The following is a 26,312-nucleotide window of genomic DNA, read 5'->3' as shown; positions in this document are numbered from 1 at the left end:
AATTACTCCGAGCAGGTCCCCCCACACGACGAGAAAGGGCAACGGCCCATGACCCCGTCCGCCGACGACCGCACCTCCGCCGAGTCCGGCCACACCTCGGCCAGGCTCCTCGTGGTCGACGACGAACCCGCACTCCGGGACGCCCTGGAGAGCAGCCTCGCCTTCGAGGGATACGAGGTCGCCACCGCCACCGACGGCTACGAGGCACTCGAATCCGTCGAACGCGACCGGCCCGACCTCGTCCTGCTGGACATCATGATGCCCCGGATGGACGGCCTCACCGCCGTCCGCCGGATGCGCTCGCGCGGCGACACCGTCCCGGTGCTGATGCTCACCGCCAGGGACGCCGTCGGCGACCGCGTCACCGGGCTGGACGTCGGCGCCGACGACTACCTCGCCAAGCCCTTCGAGCTCGACGAGCTCCTCGCCAGGGTCCGCGCCCTGCTGCGCCGCAACGCCCTCGCCACCGAGGCCGCGGCCCGGGCGGCGGCCGAGGACGAGAGCGAGGTGCTGGCCTTCGGCGACCTGCGGATGAACACCGCCACCCGCGAGGTCACCCGGGCCGGCCGGTCCGTCGAGCTGACCCGCACCGAGTTCATGCTCCTGGAGATGTTCCTGTCCCACCCCCGGCAGGTCCTCACCCGCGAGCAGATCCTCAAGGCGGTCTGGGGCTTCGACTTCGAGCCCTCCTCCAACTCCCTGGACGTCTACGTCATGTACCTGCGTCGCAAGACCGAGCAGGGCGGCATGCCGAGGATCATCCAGACCGTACGCGGCGTCGGCTACGCCCTGCGCCCCGCGGCCGGCGCCGGCGCGTGAACGTGCGAGCCAGGGGCGCGCGCGTCCCTCCCCCACCCCTCGCGCCCCCGCGCCCGTCCCGGGTCCAGCGCCTCGTGCACTGGTTCCGCTCCCGCTCGCTGCGCAGCCGCCTCACCTTCCTGAGCGCGGCCGCGGTGGCGGTGGCCATCGCGCTGTCGGCGCTGGCGTGCTGGTTCATCGTCGAGAAGCAGCTCTACGGCCAGGTGCGGACGGACCTCGCGAGCGCGCCGCTCCCGCTGCCGCCCCGGGGCCAGAGCCTGCCCTGCTACGAGACCCCGCAGGCGGCCCTGCAGGCGCAGCCGCGGAGCGTCGCCCCGGAGAACGGCACCTCCGTCGCCCGGGACACCCAGTACGTCGTCAAGGACCCGACGGCGGTCTGCCTGCCCCCGGCCGCGACCAAGGCGATCGTGCTCAGGCCGAGCGACTCCGCGGTGTTCCAGCTGCGGCCCGGCCAGTCGGTCATCCGGGACGGCCACTTCACCGACGGCACCCCCGCCCTCGTCCGCGTCTCGCTGACCCACTTCGGACCGCAGCCCGCCCTGCTGATGGTGGCCAGCCCGACCCAGTCCGTCGAGGAGTCCCTCCAGGGCCTCGCCCTCCTGCTCGGCGCCGTCTCCGTCGGCGGCATCCTCCTGGCCGCCGTCGCCGGCCGGATCGTCGCCCGCTCCTCGCTCAAGCCGGTCCACCAACTCACCGACGCCGTCGAGCACATCGCCCGCACCGAGGAGGTCGGCACCACCATCCCGGTCCACGGCGACGACGAGATCGCCCGCCTCTCCACCTCGTTCAACTCCATGAGCACCGCCCTCGCCAACTCCCGCGAGCGGCAGACCCGGCTGATAGCGGACGCCGGGCACGAGCTCCGCACACCCCTCACGTCGCTGCGCACCAACGTGGACCTGCTGATCCGCAGCGACGACACGGGCCGCCCGCTCCCGCCCGCCACGAAGACCAAACTGCTGGGCAACATGAAGGCCCAGATGCAGGAGCTGACCGTCCTCATCCAGGACCTGCTCCAGCTCTCCCGCCCCGACTCGCCGAAGCCGGGACCGAACCTCACCGTGGTCGCCCTGCACGAGATCGCCCAACGGGCCGTCGAGCGGGCCAAGTTGCGCGGCCCCGGGCTGGTCTTCGACACCGCGGCCGAGCCCTGGTTCGTCCACGGCGACGCCTTCGCCCTCGAACGGGCCGTGATCAACCTGCTGGACAACGCGGTCAAGTACAGCCCACCCGGCGGCACGATCGAAGTCCGGCTCCGGCAGGGCGTGCTGACCGTCCGCGACCACGGCCCCGGCATCCCGGCCGACGAGCTGCAGTACGTCTTCGACCGCTTCTGGCGCTCCCCCTCCTCCCGCCAGCTCCCGGGCTCCGGCCTCGGGCTGTCGATCGTCGCGCAGAGCGTCAGGGACGCCGGCGGCGAGGTCTCGCTCGGCCCGGCCGGGGACGGCGGGCCGGGCGCCCTGGCCACCGTCCGCCTGCCCGGCGGCCCCACCGCGGAGTAGCCCCCGGACAGGAAGAAGGACGGGCGGGGCGCCCCGACAGCGCCCCGCCCGTCCCCGTCCGGCTCACGGTCAGTCGACGTCGACGCCCGGGCCGATGACCTTGATCCGGTCCTGCGCCGGAGCCTTCAGCGGCGCGGACGCCGAGCTGTGGGCACCCAGGTAGGCCACGAAGACGTCCAGGTCCGAGGCGCCGACGAGCTTGTCGGTGCCGGCGCCCAGCGCCGGGAAGCCGTCGCCGCCGGCCGCCAGGAACTCGTTCGCCGCGACCCGGTACGTGGCGGCCGGGTCGATCGGCGCGCCGTTGAGCCGGACGGAGTCGACGACGACCCGGTCGGCCCCGGTCCTGCGCATGTCCAGGGTGTAGCTCAGGCTCTTGGACACCTGCAGGATCTTCGGCGCGGCGGCGTTGCCCCCGCTGACCTGCTGCTGGAGCAGCTGCACCAGCTGGGCGCCGGTCAGCGTCTTGACCTGCATCATGTTGGTGAACGGCTGGACGGTGAACGCCTTGCCATACGTCACGACTCCGTCGCCCTCGCTACCGGCCGCCTTGTAAACCAGGTCGGAGCGGATGCCGCCGGGGTTCATGAACGCCACCTGCGCCCCGCCCTTGTCGGCCGGCGCGAGGCCCTCCAGCTGCGCGTCCGCGATCAGGTCGCCGAGCGGCTTCTCCAGGTCGCCGCTGCCACGGCCGTTGATGTCCGAGGCGATGTAGCCGACCGGACGGTTGGCGATCGGCGCGGCCAGCTCGGAGTAGCGGGCGATCAGCTCGCTCATGTCCTCGGCCTTGGGCAGCGTGCGCCGCACGACGTGGTTCTCGGCCTTCACCGACGGACGCACGATGGTGCCGGTGGTCTTGTCGAGCTTTAGGTCGATCTCGGTGAAGAGCCGGCCGAACGAGGCTGCGCTGGTCACCGAGCGCGGCACGCCGTTCGGGTCCGGGATCATGCACGCGTACGCGTTGTGGGTGTGGCCGGTGACGATGGCGCCGACCGCGGGGTCGATGTTCCGCGCGATGTCGACGATCGGGCCGGAGACGCCCTGCCCGGCCGCGCCGCAGTCGTAGTTGTAGACGCTGCCGGCCGGGTAGCCGCCCTCGTGGATCAGCGCGACGATCGAGTTGACGCCCTGGGCCTTGAGCTCGGCGGCGTACTTGTTGATCGTGGTGACCTCGTTGCCGAACTTCAGGCCCTTGACGCCCGCCGCCGTCACGATGTTCGGCGTGCCCTCCAGCGTGACGCCGATGAAGCCGACCTTCACGCCCTGCGACTTCGTCACCCAGTACGGCGGCAGCAGCGGCTCGCCGGTGTTCTCGTCGGTGACGTTGGCGGACAGGTAGTTGAAGTTGGCGCCGCGGAACGTGCGGCCCTTCTCGTAACAGCCGTCGCCCGGGTGGCAGCCGCCGTTCTGCAGCCGCAGCAGCTCCTGCGCGCCGTGGTCGAACTCGTGGTTGCCGACCGACGTGACGTCCAGGCCGAGCTTGTCCATCGCCTCGATGGTCGGCTCGTCGTGGAACAGCGCCGAGGTGAGCGGGCTGGCCCCGACGATGTCGCCGGCCGCGACGGTGATCGAGTCGTCCGCCGCCTCGCGCGCCTGACGCAGCGCCGTCGCCAGGTACTCGACGCCGCCGGCCGGGGTGCTGACCTGCTGGCCGGTCGCCGGGTCGATCTCCCGGATCGTGCCGGCCGAGCCCGCCGGGGGCTCCAGGTTGCCGTGGAAGTCGTTGATCGCCAGCAGCTGGAGGTTGACGGTCTTGTGCCGCCGGGAGTTCGCGTCGGCGGCCTGGGCGGCCGCGGGCACGGCCACCGAACCGAGCAGTCCGGCCGCGGCGACCACGGCGAGCGCCGCGCGTCGCGATCTGAGGGTGAGCATGAGGAGGTCCCTGCGCCTAGGAGCGCCCGGCCGCGGAACCGGCGCAGGCGCGCATGGATGTGGGTGTGCGCGAACTGCAGCCTAAGGTCAACGCGCGTAGCTGTCAGGTTTTCTGACGTAACGACCGGGTGACTCGTCGACGAACCGTCGTGAACGGATCGGTGCCGGCCCCCGCACCGGGGCCGCCCGGGTCACACCCCGGGCTCGGCCGCCAACTGCCGCTCGGCACGCTCGCGTTCGGCCACCGCGTCCTCCGTCATGGCGCGGTCGGTGTAGACCAGCGGCCGCTCGGAATCGGTGATGATGTGCTTGACCACCTGGACGTTCCCGTTGACGTCCCAGACCGCGATGCCCGGCGACAGCGTCGGAATGATCTCCACCGCCCAGCGCGGCAACCCCAGCACCCGGCCGGTGGCCCGCGCCTCCTCGGCCTTCTGCATGTAGATCGTCCGGGTGGAGGCCATCTTCAGGATCGCCGAGGCCTCCTTGGCCGCCGCGCCGTCCACCACGTCCGACAGGTGGTGCACCACCGCGACGAAGGACAGGCCGAGCCGGCGGCCGAACTTCAGCAGGCGCTGGAACAGCTGCGCCACGAACGGGCTGTTGATGATGTGCCAGGCCTCCTCGACCAGGAAGATGCGCTTCTTCCGGTCCGGCCTGATCCAGGTGTGCTCCAGCCACACGCCGACGATCGCCATCAGGATCGGCATCGCGATCGAGTTGCGGTCGATGTGCGAGAGGTCGAAGACGATCAGCGGCGCGTCCAGGTCGATGCCGTCGGTGGTCGAGCCGTCGAACATGCCGCGCAGGTCACCGTCGACCAGCCGGTCCAGCACCAGCGCCACGTCCAGGCCCCAGCGCTGCACCTCGTCCACCGCGACGCCCAGCGACTCCACCGACGACAGCTCGGGGTTGCGCAGCGTGTCGATGATGTCGTCCAGGACCGGCTGGCGGTCCTTCACCGAGGCCACCACGTGGGCGTGCGCGGCCTTCAGCGCGAAGCCCGCCCGCTCCTCCAGGCCGCGCCCCATCGCCACCTCGATGATGGTGCGCAGCAGCGACAGCTGACCGGTCTGGGTGATCGCCGGGTCCAGCGGGTTGAGCTTCACCCCGCCGTCCCGGGCCGCCATCGGGTCCAGGCGGATCGACTTTATGCCGAGCGCGTTGGCGATCAGGTTCCACTCGCCCACGCCGTCCTCGCCCTGCGCGTCCAGCACCACCACCTGCCGGTCGCGGAACCTCAACTGCCGCAGGACGTACGTCTTCTCCAGCGCCGACTTGCCGTTGCCCGACTCCCCCAGCACCAGCCAGTGCGGCGCCGGCAGTTGCTGCCCGTACAGCTGGAAGGGGTCGTAGACGTACCCCTTGCCGCTGTACACCTCGCGCCCGATGATCACGCCCGAGTCGCCCAGCCCCGGCGCCGCGGTGGGCAGGTAGACCGCCTGCGCCTGGCCGGTCGAGGTGCGCACGGGCAACCGGGTGGTCTCCACCTTGCCGAACATCAGGCTGGTGAACGCGTCGGTGAGGTTGCCGAGCGCCATGGACGGCCTCCTGGTGGGTGGAAGGGCTCAGTGGGTGGACGGGCCGCGGTGGACGGACGCGCGCGGGCGGCTCAGCGGCGGATGCCGGTGGCGAACGGCAGCGTGTTGACGAACGCGCGGTGGTGCTCGCGGTCGCACCACTCCAGCTTGAGGTAGCTCTTGCCGGCCGACGCCCGGATGGTCCGCTTGTCGCGGGCCAGCGCCTCGGGACTGCGCGAGGACACCGTGATGTACCCGACCAGGTTGACCCCGGCCGCGCCGGAGGCCAGGTCGTCACCGCGCTGGTCCACCCGGCCGGTGTGGGCCAGGTCGCGCGGGTCGACGGTGCGGTTCATCTTGGCCGCGCGGCTCGCCTCCGCCTCGTCGTTGGTCTTCTCCGTCAGCATCCGCTCGATCGCGACGTCGGTCGGCTCCAGGTCCATCGTCACGGCGACCGTCCGGATCACGTCCGGGGTGTGCACCAGCAGCGGCGCGAGGAAGTTGACGCCCACGGGGGTGAGCGGCCACTCCTTGACCCACGCGGTGGCGTGGCACCACGGCTCCCGGGTCGTCGACTCGCGGGTCTTCGCCTGCAGGTACTGCGGGTGGGTCGCGTCCAGCTCGGCCGGCCACGCGTTGCGCCGGGACATCGCCTGGATGTGGTCGATCGGGTGGTCCGGGTCGTACATCGAGTGCAGCAGCGAGGACAGCCGGGCCTGGCCCAGCGGCTGGCGCACCCGGATGTCCGCCTCCGCGAGCCGGGCGCAGATGTCGGTCAGCTCGCGCGCCATCACCGCCGCCAGGCCCTCGTCGTCCCGGGCCCGCCCGCCGGTCGCCGTCCGGCCCATCGCGTGCGCCTCGGCCGCGAGGTCGCGGGTGTAGTGCATGCAGGCCACCAGGTACGCGCGGTGCTGCTCCGAGGAGGTCGACACCATCGACTGCAGCTGGTCGTACGACTCCTGCAGCCAGCGCGGCGCGTCGCGGTCACCGCGCCGCTCGACGTCCTTGGCGTGCGCGTCCGGGTCGGCCGGCAGCGTCCGGGCCAGGATCTGCAGCCGCGTCACGAAGCCGTCCCCGTTGGCGACGTGCTTCAGCAGCGTGCCGAACCGGTCGACCAGCGCCTCCTGGTCCTCCGAGTCGCGCAGGCCCACGCCCGGGCCCTCGATCTCGATCGCGGCCGTCACCGTGCGCCGCTCCAGGTGCATCAGCACCCCGACCTCGTCCGGCCCGAACGGCGCCGTCAACCAGCGCAGCCGCCCCACCCCCGGCGGCGGACCGACCTCCACCTCCCGGCCGTCCAGCCGGGTGCCGGCGTCCATCACGTCCGAACGCCACGCCGCGCGGCCGCTGCGGACCGTCCGCCGGTAGGTGCGGTTGATCTCCGCCCACCGGTAGAACGTCCGCTTGCGGTACGGCACGTAGACCGCCGCGATGGCCAGCGCGGGCAGGCCGACCAGGCCGCCGATGCGCAGCGGCAGGACCGGCATCATCAGGCCCCAGAGCATCCCGAGGAACGCCCCGAAGATGATCAGCAGGATCTCGCCGGTCTCCCGGTTCCGGCCGATCGGCGCGTTCGGGCGGGCCTTGCCGATCAGGTAGGTGCGGCGCTGGTGCACGTACGGCTGGGCGTACTGGGCACCGTAATGGCCGAGCGGTTCACTGCTCACTTACCCGTCACCCTCCCTTCGCTGGATTGCTGTCGCGGATCGGAACCGAGGCCTGCTGGGGCGGCCCGGCCTGCGGCGGCGGAGCCGGCGTGCGGCCCGCGTGCGCGGCGATGCCCGGGGCCACCGAACCCCCGCCCGCACCCCCGCCGCCGCCCGCGCCCTGCGGGCCGCGGTCGCCGTGGGTGGTGATGCCCTGCTTCATGAGGTTCGCGGTGCCGTTGATCATCGCCGAACCGGCCGACACCGCGCTGGCGCGGGCGTGCCGCATGCTCATGATCTCGTCGCCGAAGCCCGGCACGAAGCGGTACACCGCCGCGCTCGCGAAGATCGACAGGAACAGGATCGCCAGGCCGGACAGCACCCGGGCGAAGTCGTCGTTCGCCCCCGCACCGGTCGCGACGGCACCCGCCAGGCCCAGGATGATCACGATGATCGGCTTCGCCAGGTCCACCGCCACCATCACCCCCGCCCACCGGCGCACGTGCTTCCACAGCTGCTTGTCCACCAGCCCCGCGTACACCGCCGTCCCCAGCAGCGCGCCCACGTACAGCATCGCCGCCCGGATCAGCAGCTCGATCCAGAGCACCGCCGCCGCGAGCACCGCCACCAGCGACACGATGATCAGGATCAGCGGCCCGCCACCCATGTCCCCCTTCTCCAGGGTGTCGGCGAACCCGCCCAGGTACGTCCCGGTGTCGGACTTCGTCCCGACCGCGATCGCCTTGGTCAGTCCGTCCGTGGCACTCACCACGGTGTAGAGGATCAACGGCGTGAACGCGGACGCCACGACCGTCAGCCACAGGAACCCGATCGCCTCCGAGACCGCCGTCGTCAACGGCGCCCCGCGCACCGCCCGCTTCGTCACCGCGAGCAGCCACAGCACCAGCGTGATGATCGTCGAGGCCGCGAACACCACCGCGTACTGCTGCAGGAACGACGCATTGGTGAAGTCCACCTGCGTCGTCCCGTCGATGGCCCCCGACAACTTCCGCACGACCCACGCCGCCGCCTGCGCACACCCCTTGGCCAACGACCCGAGCGGGTCGGTCACGTTCCCGACCGTCCCGCTTCCGGGAACCGAGCCGGCACCCCCTGGGGCGCAGTAGACGTCGTTCCCCGGCAAGGGGACGCCGGGACAGCTCGTATTGGTCACTCCAGGGCTAGGAGTCGGCGACGGGTCCGCCAAGGCGCGCTGCGCGGTGAGCATGACCGTGGTCATGCCGACCAATGCGCCACCACCAATTCGGCGCAGGTTCATCCGTACCTTCTCCGCCCTGCCGTCAGCGCGCATAACGGAAGCCTCCGAACTGCTCGACGGCACCAGTGATCTCCTCGGCGGTCGCGGCCTGCTGATCCGGCGGCACGGGCGCCGGACCCGACGTCCGGCTGACGTCGGTAAGCTTCCAGTCCGTTCCGGTCCACCGCAGGCTCAGACTGAGCGTGAACCACTCATCCGAAACCGGCTTGACCGATCGCTCGCCCGCCAGCCCGTACAGGCCCGTGCACCAGACATCGACCTTGACGCTGTCAGGGTTGTATCCGCTGCTCTTCGCCCCCACCGGAATCGTTCGGATGACGAACGTCATGCCCTTCGGGGCGTGGCCCTGGGCGTCGAGACCGTAGCGGGCGGCGGTGTCGCCGCCGAAGCCCTGGTCCAGGCGGGTCTGGAGGGTGGGCAGGGCGGCCGGGTCGGCGATGGTGGTGACGATGGTGTGGCGGGTGTCGGCGCGGAACATGTCCGCGCCGCCGAGGGCGACCGCGTAGTTGGTGGCGGCGGACTGGGCGCCCTGGTCGGTGTGCGGGTAGCCGCTGGGGATGCCGTTGCTGGTGGCGCCGACGGGCTGGTCGCCGCTGGGGGCGGGACCGGCGCCGACGGGTGCGGTGGGGGTGGCATGGTCGGAGGAGCGGGCGGTGCCGCCCGGGTCGGGCTTGCCGTGGTTGGCGATGGAGATCGCGACGACGAGCAGCGTGACGACGACGAGGACGGCCAGCAGGGTGCGGAGCGGTCGCGGCTGACGTCCGTTCAGCTGCGAGGAGGGCTGTTCGCCGACCGGTAGCCGCGTACGGGTGTGCGGCTGGTCGTCGGACAACGGCACGGCGGCCCTCCTGGTGCGGGGAGCCGGGCGGCTCCGGGGGCCCTCCGGCCGTGGGCGGGCGCGGACGGAGGGTGGGGACGGGGTGACTCGGGGCGGGCTCCGGGCGGTCCGGACGGGGACCGGGCTCGGACCGGCAGCAGGGCTACCGCTGTCCGATCGTCAGATCGCCATGCCGTAGACAATGGTGAACAGAGTGCCGAGTGATCCAATGATGAACACGCCGGTCAGCCCGGCGATGATCAGTCCCTTGCCCTGTTCCGCGCCGAAGCTGTCCCGCATGGCGGTCGCACCGATCCGCTGCTTGGCGGCGCCCCAGACGGCGAGGCCGAGGCAGACGAGGATGGCGACGGCCATGATGACCTCGACCATCACCCGGGCCTCCGACCCGAGGCTCGCGAACGGACCCCAGTCCGGGGCGATCCCGCCGATGATGGTGTCGATATTCGGCTTCTTTGGTGGGTCCTCGGCCGCCAGGTGGCCGATCGCGATGCTCTGCACGCTGCTCAGGTTCATTTCCATCTCACCGCCCGATCAGGCAAATTCAAGGGCCCTGACCCCGCCCGCGCGAAGGGTCGGTGCCTATTCTTGGCCAGATCTGATGTCGACTTGGCTACTTCTCGCGGATTGGTCGTGAGGCATCGGACACGTACGCGAGGATGTCCACCGTACGAAGGATAGCGCTCACTCTTTGTATCTCTGATGATTGCGGTGAGCAACGCCTTCCGGAACACTTCGACTGACGATTCGTCGGGATGGTGCTGATGGTACTCCGGAAGGCCGGTACGGCCGCCGCTGCGGCGGGAGTTGTCGGGATCGGGTTCGTCGGGCTGGTGACGATCGGGACGTACGCCGCGAGCGGGACGCCCCAGCAGACGGCCAATCGCGGGACGCTGTCGGCGGGTTCGGTGCCGGCGGCCTACCAGGGGGCGATCCAGAAGTGGGGCGCGCTCTGTCCGGAGATCTCCCCGCCGATGCTCGCGGCGCAGCTGTACCAGGAAAGCGGCTTCGATCCGCAGGCCCGTTCCGGTGTGGGGGCGTTGGGAATGGCCCAGTTCCTGCCGGGCACCTGGGACATCTACGGCGTCGACGCGAATGGCGACGGCAAGAAGGACATCTGGGACCCGGCCGACGCGATCGCCTCCGCGGCGAACTACGACTGCGCGCTGGCCAGGGACGTGGCCAAGGTCCCGGGGGACCGTCAGGACAACCTGCTGGCCGCGTACAACGCCGGCCCGTACGCGGTGGAGAAGTACAACGGCGTGCCCCCGTACAAGGAGACGCAGGGGTACGTGAAGAACATCAAGGCGCTGGCGCGCAGCTTCACGGCGCCGACCGCGCCGGTGGAGGTGTCGCAGCAGTCGGCGGGGGCGATCTACTTCGCGCAGACGAAGCTGGGCACGCCGTACCTGTGGGGCGGCGAGGGGCTGCCCTCGCAGAACGGGCGGTTCGACTGTTCGGGCCTCACCCAGGCAGCGTTCGAGACGGTGGGAATCACGCTGCCCCGGGTGGCCAACGACCAGTGGTACGCCGGGCCGCATCCCTCCCGGGACCAGCTGCGGCCGGGCGACCTGGTGTTCTTCGCGACGGACCTGAACGATCCGCGCAGCATCCATCACGTCGGGATCTACGTCGGCGGCGGCTACATGATCAACGCGCCGCACACCAACGCGGTCATCCGTTACGACAAGATCGACACCAAGGAGTACATCGGCGCGACCCGGGTCACCACCGACGGCGCCCAGGCGCTGCCGGTGCGCAACCTGGACGGGAGCATCACGGGCAAGGGCGGCATCGGCGGCGGCGCCACCCCAGACGCGCCCGCCACTCCCACCGCGACCACCGCGGCAGCCGTCCAGCAGGCCGCCCCGCCGGCCGCCGCGCCCGCCGCGCCGAACGGGGCCCCTCCCGTCGCCGCCCACGCCGCCACGGCGCCCGCCGCCCGGCCCGTGACCCCGTCGGCACCAGCCTCCGCAGCCCGTCCCACGGGTCAACCGACCGCAAAACCCTGAGCCCCCGGCGGCCCGGCGTGTGAGTGCGCTGTGGACGCTGAGTCAAGTTTCCATAACCACGCGTTTACGTGGAACGCTGTGCACCGCTGATGACGTTTGGTCCGTTGGCCCCTCGTCAGCTCATCGCGCCGGGCGGGCCGCCCGGCCGGAACGTACAAGGTGCTGCAGCGGACCAGAAGGAGGTGCGGCGTGTCGACGCCGCTTGCCGACACGACCAACCCCGACCTCGGCCTGCTCTACGCCGTCAACGGGCTCGCCAAGAGCTCCCCGCCGTGGCTGGACCACCTGGTCTCGTGGATCGGCGAGTACGGCATCCTGATCGGCCTGGCGATGCTCGGCCTGGTCGGCTGGCTGCAGGCCAGACGCCGGCCGGACGCGCCGGTGGCGATCGCGGGACTGCTCTGGGTGCCGCTGTCGGTCGCCGTCGCCGAGCTGGCCAACCTGCCGATCGCCGCGATCGTGAACCGGCCGCGACCGTTCGTGGACCACGGCGGGCTGCTGGTCCTCGTGGACGGCAAGGCCGGCACGCACTCCTTCGTCAGCGACCACTCGACGATGACGATGGGCGTCGCGGTGTCGCTCTTCCTGGTGAACCGGCGGCTCGGCTGGATCGCCGGCGGGCTCGCCCTGCTGCAGGGCTTCTGCCGGATGTTCATGGGCGTCCACTACCCGACCGACGTGATCGGCGGCTACGCGCTCGCGACCGCCGTGGTGCTGCTGCTGGCGCCGATCGCGATGGCCGTCCTGGTGCCGCTCTGCCACGCGCTGACCCGCACCGCCGTCGCCCCGCTGATCCGGGCGCCCGAGCGCGGTGGCGCTCCGCGCGGGCGGCGGCGCGGCCGCGAGCGCGGGGCCGTCCGCACGGACGAGCAGCCGCCGGAGTCGGACCTGGCCGCCTGAGCGGTCAGCCGGATCCGGCGCCGGTGTCGGTGTCGGAGAGGTGGTCGGCACCCTCGCGGCGGGCCAGGTCGCGGGAGCGGCGGGCCGGGGCATTCCAGCCGCAGCTGCACGTCGCGTAGGCGAAGGACCCGCGTTCGCTGATCGCGACGCGGTGCTCGGGCATCCGGGTGCCGGGCTCGGCCGACAGCTCAGTGTGCACGTCGTTCACGGTAGCGCGCCGGGCACCCGGCGCGCGACGCCCTCCGCGCGCCCGGTCCCGCGTAACCATCCGCACCCCAACTCGTTTGCCCGGAAAGAGCTCTGCCCACCTGCTGGTGTCCGGCGGAGCAGTCGGGCCCGAGGGGGTTGTCGCGAGGATGAAGATGACCGACCAGCAGCGCAGCGGACGGCCGGGGCGCCGGCCGGTACCGCACCTGCGCTCGGCGGCCGGGGCCGCCCTGCTCGCCGCCGCCCTGGCCGCACTGGCCGGCTGTTCGGGCGGGTCCGGCGGCGGCTCGGCCGATCAGAGCACCCCCGACCAGCTCGCCGCGGACCCGGTCACCGCCGTCCGCAACGCCGCCGACATCACCGGCCGCACCGGGTCGGCACACGCCGCCACCGAGCTGACCACCGAGTCGAGCGACAAGAAGGCGGCCTTCTCCGGCACCGGCGGCTACGACTACGTGAAGCGGATCGGCCGCCTGGAGATCGCGGTGCCGCCCGGCGCGGCGACCACCGGCAAGATCGTCGAGGTGGTCCTGCCGGGCACGGTCTACCTGCAGAACAGCGGCGCCAAGGTGCCCGAGGGCAAGTGGGTCAAGCTGGACGTGCGCCAGCTGCCGGACGGCAACCTGGTGAGCAGCGGCGGCACCGACCCGGCCACCGCGGCGGGGGCGCTGCGCGGGGTGCAGAAGGCGGACGCGGTCGGCGTCGAGACGGTCGACGGGGTCGCGCTGCACCACTACCGCGGCACCCTGGACCTGTCGAAGGCGGCCGACGCGACCGGCGGCCGGGGCGGCGACGGCCTGCGGATGGGCGCCCAGACCTTCACCGTCAAGGACGTCCCCTACGACGCGTGGCTGGACGACCAGGGCCGGCTGCACAAGGTGGTCGAGGTCTTCACCTTCGCCGGGGTGGCCGGCTCGAAGGAGGCCAAGGACCAGGTGAAGGTCACGTCGACCACCTCGCTGACGGACTTCGGCAAGCCGGTGGAGGCGGCCGAGCCGGCGGCCTCGGACATCTTCGCCCTGAAGCCCACGGAGAGCCCGAAGTAGACGGCCGGGGCAGCGCTCCGGCGCCGGGGCGTGTCGGGGCGCCGCCGGAGCGAGTGGCCGTCCGGGGAGCCGCGGTCACCCGTTTCGGCGGCGCGAGATGGCCCGTCCGTGCCATGTGGACGGGCTCCGAAGTGCCTAGGCTGGACGTCGGGTGGCTGCCGCCCGGGCTGGCGAGGCACTGAAGGGGTGGTGCAGGTGGTGTCGTCCACGGGCGGCCGCAGCAACGGCCACGACGACGCGGCCCTCGACGAGATCGAGCTGGCCGGCGAGCTGATGATCGCCGCGACGGCCAGCACCGGCGACCGGCTGCCGACCGAGCGGATCGACGAGGTGCTGCTCGACCGGCCCGAGCCCGGCCGGTCGGACGCGGACCGGTACGCCGAGCGGGACCCGTACACCGAGCGGGAGCGGTAGGGCCGCGGGCGGGCCCCCGGCCCCGACGGGCGGGTTCAGCTGCGCAGCAGCCGGCTGATCGCGGCGGTCGCCTCCGCCACCTTGGCGTCGAGCTCGGCGCCGCCCTGCTCGGCCGCGGCGGCGACGCAGTGCCGCAGGTGCTCCTCCAGCAGGGAGAGAGCGAAGGACTGCAGGGCCTTGGTGCTGGCCGACACCTGGGTGAGCACGTCGATGCAGTAGACGTCCTCGTCGACCATGCGCTGGAGCCCGCGGATCTGGCCCTCGATCCGGCGCAGCCGCTTGAGGTGGGCGTCCTTCTGCGCGCTGTAGCCGTGCGGGCCGTGACCGCCCTGGTGCGCGTCGGCGGCGGCCGGGGCGTGGTCGGCGTGCGGCTCGGTGCCGGGCGCGTCGTCCGGCTCGGTGCGCGCTTGCGTCGTGGTCATCGGCCCGCCTTCGTCTGGATGCCTGGTGGCTGCGTCGGCCACCAGTGTCCAACACCGGGACCCTCCGTGGTGTTCCGACGACCGGACCGGGCCCGGCGGGGCCCGGCCGACGGGGGTTCCGGGCGCCCCCGGGCGGGCCGTCGGCGGGTTCGCCCGTCTGGGCGGCGCCCCGGTCTTCCGTACGCAGGACGAGGGCAATCCGGGCGAGGTTCCGTCAGACTGGGGGCTCACGTCCGCACATGGAAGTGCGCTCCGGGGTCGCCGGTGCGGCAGCCGAACGGAAGGGGAGGTTCCGCCTCCTGCCCAACCACCCCGTTTGCGTGATTGCGCTTGGTTGCACCTAGCATCGTTCAGTCCCTACCCCGCACATCGGAGATTTCCGTGCGTTTTAGCCTGACCCCGAAGGAGACGAGCTTCTACGACATGTTCGCCGCCGCCGCGGAGAACCTCGTCGTCGGTTCGAAGCTCCTGCTGGAACTGCTGGGATCAGACGTGTCGGCCCGCGCGGAGATCGTCGAGCGCATGCGCGCCGCCGAGCACGCCGGGGACGACACCACCCATGCCGTCTTCCACCAGCTGAACTCGTCCTTCATCACGCCCTTCGACCGCGAGGACATCTACAGCCTCGCCTCGTCGCTGGACGACATCATGGACTTCATGGAGGAGGCCGTCGACCTGGTCGTCCTCTACGACATCCAGACCCTGCCGAAGGGCATCGAGCAGCAGATCGAGGTGCTCGCCCGGGCCGCCGAGCTCACCGCCGCCGCGATGCCGAACCTGCGCACCATGTCGAACCTCACCGAGTACTGGATCGAGGTCAACCGCCTGGAGAACCAGGCCGACCAGATCCACCGCAAGCTGCTCGCCCACCTGTTCTCCGGTCAGTACGACGCCATCGAGGTGCTCAAGCTCAAGCAGGTCGTGGACGTCCTTGAGGAGGCGGCGGACGCCTTCGAGCACGTCGCCAACACGGTGGAGACCATCGCCGTCAAGGAGTCCTGACCCCCGTGGACATGGCTGCTCTCATCGCCGTCATCGGCGTTGCGTTCTTCTTCACGTACACCAACGGCTTCCACGACTCGGCGAACGCGATCGCCACGTCGGTCTCCACGCGGGCGTTGACCCCGCGGGCCGCGCTCGCGATGGCCGCCGTGATGAACCTGGCCGGCGCCTTCCTCGGCAGCGGTGTCGCGCACACCGTCTCCAAGGGGATCATCGAGACCCCGACCGGCGACAAGGGCATGGTGATCCTCTTCGCCGCCCTGATCGGCGCGATCGCGTGGAACCTGATCACCTGGTACTTCGGCCTGCCCTCCTCCTCGTCGCACGCGCTGTTCGGCGGCATGGTCGGCGCGGCGCTGGCCGGCGGGATCGACGTGATCTGGAGCGGCGTCCTCGACAAGATCGTCATCCCGATGATCGTCTCGCCGGTGGTCGGCCTGATCGGCGGCTTCCTGGTGATGCTGGCGATCCTGTGGATCTTCCGGCGGGCCAACCCGCACCGCGCCAAGCGCAACTTCCGGGTCGCGCAGACCGCCTCGGCCGCCGCGATGGCGCTGGCGCACGGTCTGCAGGACGCGCAGAAGACCATGGGCATCGTGGTCATGGCGCTCACCATCTCGGGCCACCAGACCACCGGCGAGATCCCGGTCTGGGTGAAGATCTCCTGCGCCACGATGCTCTCGCTGGGCACCTACGCGGGCGGCTGGCGGATCATGCGGACCCTCGGCCGCAAGATCATCGAGCTGGACCCGCCGCAGGGCTTCGCGGCCGAGGCCACCGCCTCGGCGATCATGTACATCACGTCGTTCGTCTTCAAGGCGCCGATCTCCACCACCCACGTGATCACCGCGGCGATCATGGGCGCGGGGGCCACCAAGCGGGTCCGCGCGGTGCGCTGGGGCGTCGCCAAGAACATCGTGCTCGGCTGGTTCATCACGATGCCGGCGGCCGCCCTCGTCGCGGCGCTGGTGTACTGGTTCGTCCACCTGTTCTGGGGCTAGCCCCCGGCCGGCCCGCACAACCGCCGGCCCGTGGAGAACTGACAGGGCCCGCCCCCACATCTCGGGGGCGGGCCCTTTTCATGCTCCGCGGCGGCACCGCCATGCAGCACCGTGGAGCAGCTCGGTCTCCGGGGCGCCGGGGTTTAGCCGAAGCGGCCGGAGATGTAGTCCTCGGTCGCCTGGACCGAGGGGTTGGAGAAGATCCGCTGGGTGTCGTCCAGCTCGACCAGCTTGCCCGGCTGGCCGACGCCGGCCAGGTTGAAGAAGGCGGTGCGGTCGCTGACGCGGGCCGCCTGCTGCATGTTGTGGGTCACGATGACGATGGTGAACTGGGACTTCAGCTCGCCGATCAGGTCCTCGATGGCCAGGGTGGAGATCGGGTCGAGCGCCGAGCAGGGCTCGTCCATCAGCAGGACCTGGGGCTCGACCGCGATGGCGCGGGCGATGCACAGACGCTGCTGCTGACCGCCGGAGAGGCCGGCGCCCGGCTTGCCCAGCCGGTTGTGGACCTCGTTCCAGAGGTTGGCGCCCTTGAGCGAGCGCTCCACGACCTCGTCCAGGACGGCCTTCTTCTTCACGCCGGCGAGGCGCAGGCCGGCGACCACGTTGTCGTAGATCGACATGGTCGGGAACGGGTTCGGCCGCTGGAACACCATGCCGACCGAGCGGCGCACGGCGACCGGGTCGACGTTGGAGGCGTAGAGGTTCTCGTCGTCCAGGAGCACCTTGCCCTCGACGCGGGCGCCCGGGATCACCTCGTGCATCCGGTTGAGGGTGCGGAGGAAGGTGGACTTGCCGCAGCCCGAGGGGCCGATGAAGGCGGTCACCGAGCGGGGCTCGATGCTCATCGAGATGTCCTCGATGGCCTTGGTGGAGCCGTAGTAGGCCGACAGTCCGCTGACGTCGATGCGCTTGGCCATGATCGTTGCTTCTCTCGTCTGTCTTCGTCAGTCGGTCGCTCAGTGTCCGGCCTTGGGCGAGCGCCAGCGTGCGATGCCCCGGGCGATGAGGTTGAGCCCCATCACGAAGGCGATCAGCACGAGCGCGGCGCCCCAGGCGCGGGCGTAGCCGAAGTCGTTGTTGACCAGGGAGTACTGCTGCCAGATGTACATCGGCAGGGACTGCTGCGGTCCGTCGAACGGGTTGCTGTTGATGTAGTCGGCACCGAACACCAGCATCAGCACCGGGGCGGTCTCACCCGTGATGCGGGCGACCGCGAGCATCACACCGGTGGTGATGCCGCCGATCGCGGTGGGCAGGACGATCCGCAGGATGGTCTTCCACTTCGGCACGCCGAGCGCGTACGACGCCTCGCGCAGCTCGTTCGGGACGAGCTTGAGCATCTCCTCGGTGGAGCGGACCACGACCGGCATCATCAGGATGGCCAGCGCGAGGCTGCCCGAGAAGCCGGAGTAGCCGAAGCCGAGGGCGAGGTTCCAGAGCGACAGGATGAACAGACCGGCGACGATCGACGGCACGCCCGTCATGACGTCGACGAAGAAGGTGACGACCTTGGCGAGCTTGCCGCGGCCGTACTCCACCAGGTAGACGGCGGTGAGCAGGCCGATCGGGGCGGCCATCGCAGTGGCCAGGCCGACCTGCTCCAGGGTGCCGATCAGCGCGTGGTAGATGCCGCCGCCCGGGCCGGACGAGATGACGCCCTTCATCGAGTGGCTCAGGAAGTACCCGTTCACCACGCCGATGCCCTGCTGGATCGTGTAGACGGTCAGCGCGACCAGCGGCACGACGGCGAGGATGAAGGCGACCCAGACCACCGAGGTGGCGAAGCGGTCCTTGGCCTGGCGGCGGCCCTCGACCCGGGCCGAGAGGATGTAGCTGATCAGGACGAACAGGAGCGCCGAGATCAGGCCCCACTGCAGGTGGCTGGCCAGGCCGCCGACGGCGCCGATGGTGCAGCCGAGGGCGATCGAGCCCACCGCGACGGCGGGCGGGGCCCACTTGGGCAAGCGGTTGGCGGTCAGCGCCCGGCTGAGCGGGAGCGCGTCCGCCGGAACAGTCGTGGTAACGCTGCTCATGCCGAGTACTCCTTGCGGCGGGCGACGATCAGCCGCGCGGCACCGTTCACCAGCAGGGTGATCACGAACAGGACGAGGCCGGAGGCCATCAGGGCGTTGCGGCCGTTGTCGCCGGCCTCGGCGAACTTCAGCGCGATGTTCTGCGCGAAGGTGCCGCCGCCCGGGTCGAGGATGTGCAGCGACAGGACGCTGTTGGAGGACAGCACCACCGCGACGGCGATGGTCTCGCCGAGCGCGCGGCCGAGGCCGAGCATCGAGGCCGAGATGATGCCGGGGCGGCCGAAGGGCAGCACCGCGGTGCGGATCATCTCCCAGCGGGTCGCGCCGAGCGCGAGGGCCGCCTCCTCGTGCATCCGCGGCGTCTGGCGGAACACCTCGCGGGAGACCGCGGTGATGATCGGCAGGATCATGATCGCGAGCAGGATGCCGACGGTGAACAGGTTGCGCGGGGTGGTGCCGGTCTTGGTCTGGTCGAAGATGTACGTCCAGCCGAGGTACTCGTTGAGCCAGCTGGTCAGACCGTCCATGTGCGGCACCAGGAACAGCGCGCCCCAGAGGCCGTAGACGATGCTCGGGACGGCCGCCAGCAGGTCCACCAGGTACGCGAACGGCTGGGCGATCCGGCGCGGCGCGTAGTGCGAGATGAACAGCGCGATCCCGATCGCGACCGGGACGGCGATCGCCATGGCGATGAGCGCGCTCACGATCGTGCCGAACGCGAGGACGGCGATGCCGAAGACCGGCTTCGGGGCGTCCGGCGTCCACTCGAAGGTGGTGAGGAAGTTGCCGTCGTTCTTGCTGAGCGCGAGGCCGGAGCGCCAGGCCAGGAAGCCGGCGATGGCGCCCATCACGACCAGCAGGAGGATGCCCGAGCCCCGGGCGAGGTTCATGAAGATCTTGTCGCCGACGCGGCTGTCGCGCGGTCGGCGTTCCCTGCCTCGCGGCGCGGCAGGGGAGGATGAAGTCATTGGTCTACTCCGGTCTGGTGGCGCCGCCCCGGGAGGGGGCGGCACCATGGCGGCGGTGCCCCGGACGTGGTGCTGGGTCGGGCGTTCCGGTGGGACGGCCCCGGCCCCCCTCGCTCACGGGGCCGCCCCACCGGTGGTCCTGCTGGGTCAGGCCAGGGTCGGGATGACGGCGTTGAGCTTGTCGGTGAGCTCCTTCGGCAGCGGGACGTAGCCCTTCTCGCCGATCGCCTTCTGGCCCGCGTCGCTGGCGGTGTAGGTCAGGAAGGCCTTCAGCGTGTCGAGCGTGTCGGCCTTGTTGCCCTTGTCGCAGACGATCTCGTAGGTGACCAGGACCAGCGGGTAGGAGTTCTCGTCCTTGGTCGCGTAGTCGAGCTTCAGCGTCAGGTCGCTGCCGGTGCCGGTGATCTTCGCCTTGGCGAAGGTGTTGGCGGCGTTCTCGGCGGTCGCGGCGACCGGCTTGGCGGCGCCGGTGTTGATCGCGGCGCTCTTCAGGCTGTTGGTCTGCGCGAAGGAGAGCTCGACGTAGCCGATCGAGTTCTTGACCTGCTTGATCTGGGCCGCGACGCCGGCGCTGCCGTTGGCGGACTGGCCACCCTTGCCGGCCCAGGTCTTGGCGGCCGGGTAGGACCAGGCGCCACCGCCGGCCGCGGCGAAGTAGTGGGTCAGGTTGTCGGTGGTGCCGGAGTCGTCCGAGCGGTGGAAGGACTGGATGTCGGTGTCCGGCAGCTTGGCGCCCGGGTTGAGGGCGGCGATCGCCGGGTCGTTCCACTTGGTGATCTGCGAGTCGAAGATCTTGGCGGCGGTGGGGCCGTCCAGGACCAGGTTGTCGACACCGTCGACGTTGTAGACCAGCGAGATCAGGCCCGCGGCCATCGGCAGGTCGATGCCCTGGCCACCGGTGCAGACCGCCTTGGAGGCGTCGACCTCGGCCGGCTTCAGGGCCGAGTCGGAGCCGGCGAACTGGATCTTTCCCTGGGTGAACTGCTGGACGCCCGCGCCGGAGCCGCCACCGCTGTAGTTGACCGTGGCGCCGGAGCAGGCCGCACCGAAGGCGGTCTTCCACACGTCGACGGCGTTGCCCTGCGCGGTGGAACCGGCGGCGAGGAGGGCGGTGGGCTTGCTGCCACAGTTGATCGAGGCCGCGGCGGCGGAACCCGAGGAGCCCGAACCACCGGCGGTCGTGTTGTTGTTGTCCGAGCCGCACGCGGCGAGCGACAGCGAGCTGACGAGCGCCATGGCACCGATCGCGAGGGCCTTGGTGCGGCCGTTCCGCTGGAGCTTCACTGGGTGTCCCTTTCTGTGGCATTGCCCGGCGCGCGGGCCGTGCGATACGGCGGAGCGCGGGTTTTGCTGTGGTCCGGGGCCCGTCCGGCCCTCCGGTAGTCCCGAAGTTAGGCCGGGGAAGTGACACGACAGCCGGTCGCAAGTGAACGGGGAGTGAACCTCGAACGGATGACAGGAAACTAGGTCAGGTAGTAACGGTTGCGTCACGGCAAGAACTCGGGAAGATCACTTCCATCGTTCCGCTACCAACGGAAGCCGTGCGTCCGCACCGGCTTCGCCCCCAGGATCTCCAGCAGGGCGTCGACCAGCAACCGGTCGCGGTCGTGGGTCAGCCGGACGCGGGCCTTCCCCGCCGGGAGCCACTCCAGCCGGTCCACTTCGCGGTTCGGCCGGAACGCCCCCGTGGTCGGCACCGCCGCCCAGTAGCGGACCTCCTTCGGACGGCCCTGCACCGGGTAGTGCTGCGCGGGCAGCTCGGGACCGAGCACACAGCCGAACCCGGTCTCCTCGCGCACCTCGCGCACCGCCGCCTCGGCCATGCCCTCGCCCGGGTCGAGCTTGCCCTTGGGCATGCTCCAGTCGTCGTACTTGGGCCGGTGGATCAAGGCGATCCGGGGCCGTCCCAGCCGGCCGCTCTTCTTGGGCCGGCCGGGCAGCCACAGCACCGCGCCCGCGGCGAGGATCACCGGGGCGTGCTCCGCCTGGCCGGTGCTCAGCCGATCGCGCAATTCATGCCGTCCGTGGTGCGGGGGAATGCCCCCAGCCCTCGGCAGGGGGGACCTCCAGCCAGCCGTCCAGGCCTGGCGGGAGTTCGGGCCACCGGCGGCCGAAGGCGTACCGCGCCGCCTCGACCTCCAGTCGTTGATCAGCATGCACCACGCCCAGTACGTAGGCGGTGGCGGGGGTGATCCGCGGCGTGCGCGCCGCCGTCGCCGCGGTGACCGCCGCGTCGGCCGCCTCCTGGTGGCGGCCCAGCACGTCGTCCAGCTCGTCCAGCTCCACGGACGGGCGGCCGCACACCTCCAGCGCGTAGCGGGCCCGCTTCACCAGGATCCGCATCCGCGCCCACGGCTCGTCGTCGGCGGCCAGCGCGGTGTCCGCGTCCACCGCGCCACGGGCCTGCGGAACGGCGCCCAGCCGGCGCAGCCCGTTCCCGCCGTACGGCGTGGCGGCGCGCTGGAGCGGCAGCTGGGCGGCGCTCGCGGTCAGCGCGGTGAACGCGGCGGCCGCCTGCGGCAGCAGCACCGCGCCGGCCCGCGCGTTCGCCGACTCCAGCAGCGGCGCCTCGCCGACCAGCAGCGTCATCCGGTCCGCCAGCGCGTGCAGCCGGGCCGACCGCAACTCCTGGAGCACGCTGGAGTGCGCCCTCGTCCGGGCCAGCGTCAGCTGCCGGTCCAGCAGCGCCCGCGCCTTCGGCGCGCCGGCGTGCCCGGCCAGCATGCCGGTCCCGTCCGGGTCCGAGCCGCTCAGCGAGTCGAGCGCGCCCAGCAGCCGGGCGGAGCGGCGGACGTACCCGGGCTCCAGCGCGAGCAGGTTGAGCAGCCAGCGCAGCTCGGTGCGGGACTCCTGCGCCCAGGTCTGCTCGAAGACGCTGCCGAAGGTGTGCAGCAGCCCGCCGATCCGCCGCACGGCACGCAGCAGGTCGGCCGTGCCGGCCGCCGGCACGGCCGCCGTGCCCGGTCTGGCGCCGACCTCCCCCACCGCCAGCGGCAGGGCGCGCAGGAACGCGCCGGCCTGGGCGGTGAGATGGCTGGAGAGGATGTCCCCGGCGGTCGCGGTGGAGGCCGCCCGGGCCGTCATCGGCGCTTCGGTCATGGCGTGGTAGATCCCCGTTCCCCCGGGTCCGTCCCCCGGGGCTGGTGGCCGACCGCCGGAGCCTGTCCCCTGCCGGCTCCGGCGGCTCGCATCAGTGGTCGCGTCAGCGGGAGGTGGCGGCCCGGCGGCGCTGGCGCGAGTCGATCAACAGGTCCTGGACGTGCCGCAGCGGCTTGCCCTCGGCGTCCTGCGAGTGGCGGGTCCAGGCGCCGTCCGGGCCGAGGTGCCAGGACTCGGTCTCGTCCGACACCCCGAGGTCGAGCAGCCCGGACAGCTCGGCGCGGTGCGCGGGATCGGTGATCCGCATCAGCGCCTCGATCCGGCGGTCCAGGTTGCGGTGCATCATGTCGGCGCTGCCGATCCAGACCTCCGGATCGCCGTTGTTGCCGAACACGAAGAGGCGGGAGTGTTCGAGGAAGCGGCCGAGCACGCTGCGGACCCGGATGTTCTCGCTCAGCCCCGGCACCCCAGGACGGATCGCGCAGATCCCGCGGACCCACACGTCCACCGGCACGCCGGCCTGCGAGGCCCGGTACAGCGCGTCGATCAGGGCCTCGTCGACGATCGAGTTGACCTTGAGCTTCACGTAGGCCGGACGGCCCGCGCGGTGGTGGGCGATCTCGTTGTGGATCCGGGCGACCAGGCCGTCGCGCAGACCGCGCGGGGCGGTCAGCAGACGGCGGTAGGACTCGCGGCGCGAGTAGCCGGACAGGCGGTTGAAGAGGTCCGAGAGGTCGGCCCCGACCTGCGGGTCCGAGGTGAGCAGCCCGAGGTCCTCGTAGAGCCGGGCGGTCTTCGGGTGGTAGTTGCCGGTTCCCACGTGCGAGTAGCGCCGCAGGGTGTCGCCCTCCTGACGGACCACCAGCGACAGCTTGCAGTGCGTCTTCAGGCCGACCAGGCCGTAGACGACGTGGCAGCCGGACTCCTCCAGCTTGCGGGCCCACTTGATGTTGGCCTGCTCGTCGAAGCGCGCCTTGATCTCGACCAGGACCAGCACCTGCTTGCCCGACTCCGCCGCGTCGATCAGCGCGTCGACGATCGGCGAGTCACCCGAGGTGCGGTACAGCGTCTGCTTGATCGCCAGCACGTCCGGGTCGGCCGCGGCCTGCTCCAGGAAGGCCTGCACCGAGGTGGAGAAGCTGTCGTACGGGTGGTGCAGGAGGACGTCCCGCTCGCGCATCGCGGCGAAGATGTCCGGCTGGGAGGCCGACTCGACGTCGGTCAGCCCGCGGGCCGTGCCCGCCACGAACTTCGGGTACTTGAGCTCCGGGCGGTCCAGCTCGGCGATCCCGAACAGGCCGGTCAGGTCGAGCGGGCCGGGCAGCGGAAAGACCTCCGCCTCGGTGATGTTCAGCTCCCGCACCAGCAGGTCCAGGATGTAGGGGTCGATCGACTCCTCGACCTCCAGCCGCACCGGCGGGCCGAAGCGCCGCCGCATCAGCTCCTTCTCCAGGGCCTTGAGGATGTTCTCGGTGTCGTCCTCCTCCACCTCCAGGTCCTCGTTGCGGGTGACCCGGAACGCGTGGTGCGCGAGCACCTCCATGCCCGGGAACAGCTCCTCCAGGTGCGCGCCCATCACGTCCTCCAGGGGGACGTAACGCTGGGGCGAGGCCTCCAGGAAACGGGCGAGCGACTGCGGGACCTTCACGCGGGCGAAGTGCTTGTGCCCGGACACCGGGTTGCGCACCACCACGGCGAGGTTCAGGGACAGCCCCGATATGTACGGGAAGGGGTGCGCCGGGTCGACCGCCAGCGGGGTCAGGACCGGGAAGATCTTCTGCCGGAAGAGCGTGTGCAGGCGGGCCTGCTCCTTCTCCGCCAGCTCCGGCCAGCGGACCACCTCGATGCCCTCGGTGGCGAGGTCCGGCAGCACCTCTTGCTGGAACGCGGCGGCATGGCGGGCCATCAGCTCGCGCGAGCGCGTCCAGATCAGGTCGAGCACCTCGCGCGGCTGGAGGCCGGAGGCGCTGCGCTGGGCGACGCCGGTGGCGATCCGGCGCTTGAGGCCGGCCACCCGGACCATGAAGAACTCGTCCAGGTTGCTCGCGAAGATGGCGAGGAACTTGGCCCGCTCCAGCAGCGGGATCTTCGGGTCCTCGGCGAGCTCCAGGACCCGCTCGTTGAACGCGAGCCAGCTCCGCTCGCGGTCCAGGAACCGGCCCTGCGGAAGCTCCTCGAAGTCCTGCTCGTCCACCGTCGACGGCTCCGGCGGCAGACCGAGCGCGTTCGACATCAGGGCCGGTGGGGACAGTGGGGCAGAGACGGGGCGAGGGATGCTCATGGGTTCCAGCTCCTCCAGCAGCAGGACGGCGTCCGAACGCGAATGGCTCTGCGGGCCGTCGTCATCGCCCGGCGCCCACGCCCACCCACCCGGCGCGGTCCGTACAGCACCGGCCGCCGTGGTACGGCCGACGCTGCACGAGCGAGACACTACGGACTTCATCCTGTGATCTTCGCGGCAACAATTGAATCCACGGTAAACACCGCATGGCCAGGAGGAAAGCTGAGTCGGTCGGGGCCGGGGCTGCGGTGCCCCGTGCCTTGCCCCGACCGGCTGTTGCGGCTAGACCGCCCGGTCCGCCCGGTACTCGACGCGGTACATGAGGTCCACCTCGTGCACGGTGAATCCCAGTCGTTCATATACCCGCACGGCGGCCGGATTGTCGGCGTCGACGTAGAGAAGTACGGTCTCCAGTCCACGCTCGCCGGGGCCTGAGCCGGTCAGGTGACGCAGGCCCGCCGCGGTCAGCGCGCGGCCCAGGCCGCTGCCCTGCTCGGCCGGGTCCACCCCGACGACGTACACCTCGCCGAGGGCCGGCTCGGTGGCGGTGGCCCCGTGCACCTTGGTCCAGTGGAAGCCGACGACCTTGCCCTCGCGGGTGGCCAGGAAGAAGCCCGCCGGGTCGAACCAGGGCTCGGCCAGCCGGTCCGCCAGGTCGCGCTCGGTCCAGGCACCCTGCTCGGGGTGGTGGGCGAAGGCGAGGGCGTTGAGCCGCAGCCACTCGGCGTCGTCCTCACCCGGGCGGAAGGTCCGCAGCTTGACGCCCTCGGGGAGCGGGACGGTCTCGGTCTGCTCACCCGTGCGGCGCATCTGCCGCAGCTCGCGGACCAGCTCGGCGCCGTACCGGTCGGCCAGGTGGCGGGCGGCGGGGTGGCCGCCGTGCACCCAGAAGTCGACGGCGTCGCGGCCGGCCCGGTGGGCCTCCGCCAGCACGGCGTCCACCAGGGGGCGGGCCAGGCCGCGGCCTCGGGCGGCGGGGGCGACGACGAGTTCGGCGGCGGGGTTGGCGTGGGCCCCGGGAGCCGTGTCCTGAGGGATCTCCAGCTGGCCGTAGGCCACGACGGCGGCTTCGGCGCTCCCGGCGGCCTTGGCGTTCTCGTTGGCCTCGTCGGCTTGAGCGGCTTCGTGGGCTACGTCGGCTTCGAGGAGGTGGATGACACCGGGGCGGGGCGTCTCCGAGGAACGCAGCCGGAGTCGGCCCTGCTCGGACACGGCCGCCCGGCCGTCGACCGCCTGGGCGTCCGCCAGCACGCGCAGGGCGCCGTCACGCTGCCCGGGCCGGAGCACACTGTCCGCGATGACCGCTGTCTGTTCGTCCATGGACTGACAATACGTCACCGGGCACGACTGCTCCCGGAAATGCGAAAAGCCCCTGATCCGAATGGATCAGGGGCTTTTCTTGAATGATTGTTCGGCGGCGTCCTACTCTCCCACAGGGTCCCCCCTGCAGTACC

Annotated in this window: 23 protein-coding genes and 1 pseudogene; 8 read left to right on the top strand and 16 right to left on the bottom strand. The window is 71.4% G+C overall.

From position 1 onward, the window contains the following. Window positions 1-48 precede the first annotated feature (48 nt). Entirely contained in the window at window positions 49-819 is a 771-nt protein-coding gene (locus ACFVU9_RS15920) for a response regulator transcription factor (RefSeq protein WP_380445971.1), read from the top strand. 74 nt (window positions 820-893) lie between these two features. Continuing rightward, on the top strand, window positions 894-2,321 hold the full coding sequence (locus ACFVU9_RS15915; RefSeq protein WP_380498801.1) for a sensor histidine kinase: 1,428 nt from the start codon (window positions 894-896) through the stop codon (window positions 2,319-2,321). 69 nt (window positions 2,322-2,390) lie between these two features. Here the strand turns inward: ACFVU9_RS15915 and ACFVU9_RS15910 are convergent, their stop codons facing one another. From ACFVU9_RS15910 to ACFVU9_RS15885, 6 genes are all read right to left on the bottom strand, one after another. Continuing rightward, window positions 2,391-4,190, bottom strand: a complete 1,800-nt coding sequence (locus tag ACFVU9_RS15910; protein ID WP_387593745.1) for a bifunctional metallophosphatase/5'-nucleotidase — start codon at window positions 4,188-4,190, stop codon at window positions 2,391-2,393. A gap of 191 nt (window positions 4,191-4,381) precedes the next feature. Then, complete coding sequence (locus ACFVU9_RS15905) at window positions 4,382-5,731, bottom strand: ATP-binding protein (protein ID WP_380445974.1); 1,350 nt, start codon at window positions 5,729-5,731, stop codon at window positions 4,382-4,384. 71 nt (window positions 5,732-5,802) lie between these two features. Next, window positions 5,803-7,377: an SCO6880 family protein gene (locus ACFVU9_RS15900; RefSeq protein WP_380445975.1), complete on the bottom strand. Its 1,575-nt coding sequence runs from the start codon at window positions 7,375-7,377 to the stop codon at window positions 5,803-5,805. A gap of 7 nt (window positions 7,378-7,384) precedes the next feature. Next, a complete protein-coding gene (locus tag ACFVU9_RS15895; RefSeq protein ID WP_387593743.1) occupies window positions 7,385-8,428 on the bottom strand; it encodes a hypothetical protein in 1,044 nt (347 codons plus the stop codon). A 229-nt stretch (window positions 8,429-8,657) separates the two neighbouring features. Continuing rightward, a complete protein-coding gene (locus ACFVU9_RS15890; RefSeq protein WP_387593741.1) occupies window positions 8,658-9,473 on the bottom strand; it encodes a hypothetical protein in 816 nt (271 codons plus the stop codon). A gap of 159 nt (window positions 9,474-9,632) precedes the next feature. Beyond that, a complete protein-coding gene (locus tag ACFVU9_RS15885) occupies window positions 9,633-9,986 on the bottom strand; it encodes a hypothetical protein (protein ID WP_380445978.1) in 354 nt (117 codons plus the stop codon). A gap of 248 nt (window positions 9,987-10,234) precedes the next feature. Here ACFVU9_RS15885 and ACFVU9_RS15880 point away from each other — a divergent pair. Together ACFVU9_RS15880 and ACFVU9_RS15875 are read left to right on the top strand one after the other, a co-directional pair. Further along, window positions 10,235-11,224, top strand: a pseudogene (locus ACFVU9_RS15880) (NlpC/P60 family protein); the annotation flags it as partial. Between the two features lie 447 nt (window positions 11,225-11,671). Then, window positions 11,672-12,382, top strand: coding sequence for a phosphatase PAP2 family protein (locus tag ACFVU9_RS15875; protein ID WP_380445979.1), 711 nt, complete (start codon window positions 11,672-11,674; stop codon window positions 12,380-12,382). 4 nt (window positions 12,383-12,386) lie between these two features. On the opposite strand, the gene ACFVU9_RS15870 is transcribed toward ACFVU9_RS15875, so the two are convergent. Continuing rightward, the gene (locus tag ACFVU9_RS15870; RefSeq protein ID WP_387593739.1) at window positions 12,387-12,581 is read right to left on the bottom strand and encodes a hypothetical protein; all 195 of its coding nucleotides are present in this window, start codon (window positions 12,579-12,581) and stop codon (window positions 12,387-12,389) included. 163 nt (window positions 12,582-12,744) lie between these two features. Here ACFVU9_RS15870 and ACFVU9_RS15865 point away from each other — a divergent pair, with 163 nt between their 5' ends. Beyond that, entirely contained in the window at window positions 12,745-13,635 is an 891-nt protein-coding gene (locus tag ACFVU9_RS15865; RefSeq protein ID WP_380445981.1) for a hypothetical protein, read from the top strand. Between the two features lie 195 nt (window positions 13,636-13,830). Continuing rightward, window positions 13,831-14,049, top strand: coding sequence for a hypothetical protein (locus tag ACFVU9_RS15860; RefSeq protein WP_387593737.1), 219 nt, complete (start codon window positions 13,831-13,833; stop codon window positions 14,047-14,049). Between the two features lie 35 nt (window positions 14,050-14,084). Here ACFVU9_RS15860 and ACFVU9_RS15855 read toward each other — a convergent pair whose 3' ends face one another. Then, window positions 14,085-14,471, bottom strand: coding sequence for a metal-sensitive transcriptional regulator (locus ACFVU9_RS15855; RefSeq protein WP_380445983.1), 387 nt, complete (start codon window positions 14,469-14,471; stop codon window positions 14,085-14,087). Window positions 14,472-14,852: 381 nt separating this feature from the next. On the opposite strand from ACFVU9_RS15855, the gene ACFVU9_RS15850 reads away from it, so the two are divergent. Both ACFVU9_RS15850 and ACFVU9_RS15845 read left to right on the top strand, forming a co-directional pair. Further along, complete coding sequence (locus tag ACFVU9_RS15850; RefSeq protein WP_380445984.1) at window positions 14,853-15,473, top strand: DUF47 domain-containing protein; 621 nt, start codon at window positions 14,853-14,855, stop codon at window positions 15,471-15,473. Window positions 15,474-15,478: 5 nt separating this feature from the next. Next, complete coding sequence (locus tag ACFVU9_RS15845; RefSeq protein ID WP_380445985.1) at window positions 15,479-16,474, top strand: anion permease; 996 nt, start codon at window positions 15,479-15,481, stop codon at window positions 16,472-16,474. A gap of 143 nt (window positions 16,475-16,617) precedes the next feature. Here ACFVU9_RS15845 and pstB read toward each other — a convergent pair whose 3' ends face one another. The 8 genes from pstB to mshD form a co-directional block, all read right to left on the bottom strand. Next, window positions 16,618-17,394, bottom strand: coding sequence for a phosphate ABC transporter ATP-binding protein PstB (pstB, locus tag ACFVU9_RS15840; protein ID WP_380445986.1), 777 nt, complete (start codon window positions 17,392-17,394; stop codon window positions 16,618-16,620). Between the two features lie 39 nt (window positions 17,395-17,433). Next, complete coding sequence (gene pstA / locus ACFVU9_RS15835; protein ID WP_380506407.1) at window positions 17,434-18,510, bottom strand: phosphate ABC transporter permease PstA; 1,077 nt, start codon at window positions 18,508-18,510, stop codon at window positions 17,434-17,436. Continuing rightward, window positions 18,507-19,478, bottom strand: coding sequence for a phosphate ABC transporter permease subunit PstC (gene pstC, locus ACFVU9_RS15830; RefSeq protein ID WP_380445988.1), 972 nt, complete (start codon window positions 19,476-19,478; stop codon window positions 18,507-18,509). Before pstC ends, pstA begins: the two co-directional genes overlap by 4 nt. A gap of 147 nt (window positions 19,479-19,625) precedes the next feature. Next, window positions 19,626-20,762, bottom strand: a complete 1,137-nt coding sequence (gene pstS, locus ACFVU9_RS15825; RefSeq protein ID WP_380445989.1) for a phosphate ABC transporter substrate-binding protein PstS — start codon at window positions 20,760-20,762, stop codon at window positions 19,626-19,628. A 242-nt stretch (window positions 20,763-21,004) separates the two neighbouring features. After that, the gene (locus ACFVU9_RS15820; protein WP_380445990.1) at window positions 21,005-21,490 is read right to left on the bottom strand and encodes an NUDIX hydrolase; all 486 of its coding nucleotides are present in this window, start codon (window positions 21,488-21,490) and stop codon (window positions 21,005-21,007) included. Window position 21,491: 1 nt separating this feature from the next. Then, window positions 21,492-22,577, bottom strand: a complete 1,086-nt coding sequence (locus tag ACFVU9_RS15815; protein ID WP_380445991.1) for a CHAD domain-containing protein — start codon at window positions 22,575-22,577, stop codon at window positions 21,492-21,494. A 103-nt stretch (window positions 22,578-22,680) separates the two neighbouring features. After that, a complete protein-coding gene (locus ACFVU9_RS15810) occupies window positions 22,681-24,858 on the bottom strand; it encodes an RNA degradosome polyphosphate kinase (RefSeq protein WP_380445992.1) in 2,178 nt (725 codons plus the stop codon). A gap of 282 nt (window positions 24,859-25,140) precedes the next feature. Beyond that, window positions 25,141-26,178, bottom strand: coding sequence for a mycothiol synthase (gene mshD / locus ACFVU9_RS15805; RefSeq protein WP_387593733.1), 1,038 nt, complete (start codon window positions 26,176-26,178; stop codon window positions 25,141-25,143). Between the last annotated feature and the right edge of the window lie 134 nt (window positions 26,179-26,312).

The organism is Kitasatospora sp. NPDC057936 (assembly GCF_042887525.1).
Lineage (GTDB): Bacteria > Actinomycetota > Actinomycetes > Streptomycetales > Streptomycetaceae > Kitasatospora.
The sequence above is the reverse complement of the archived record's forward strand: the minus strand, read 5'-3'. Positions and strand labels throughout refer to the sequence as shown.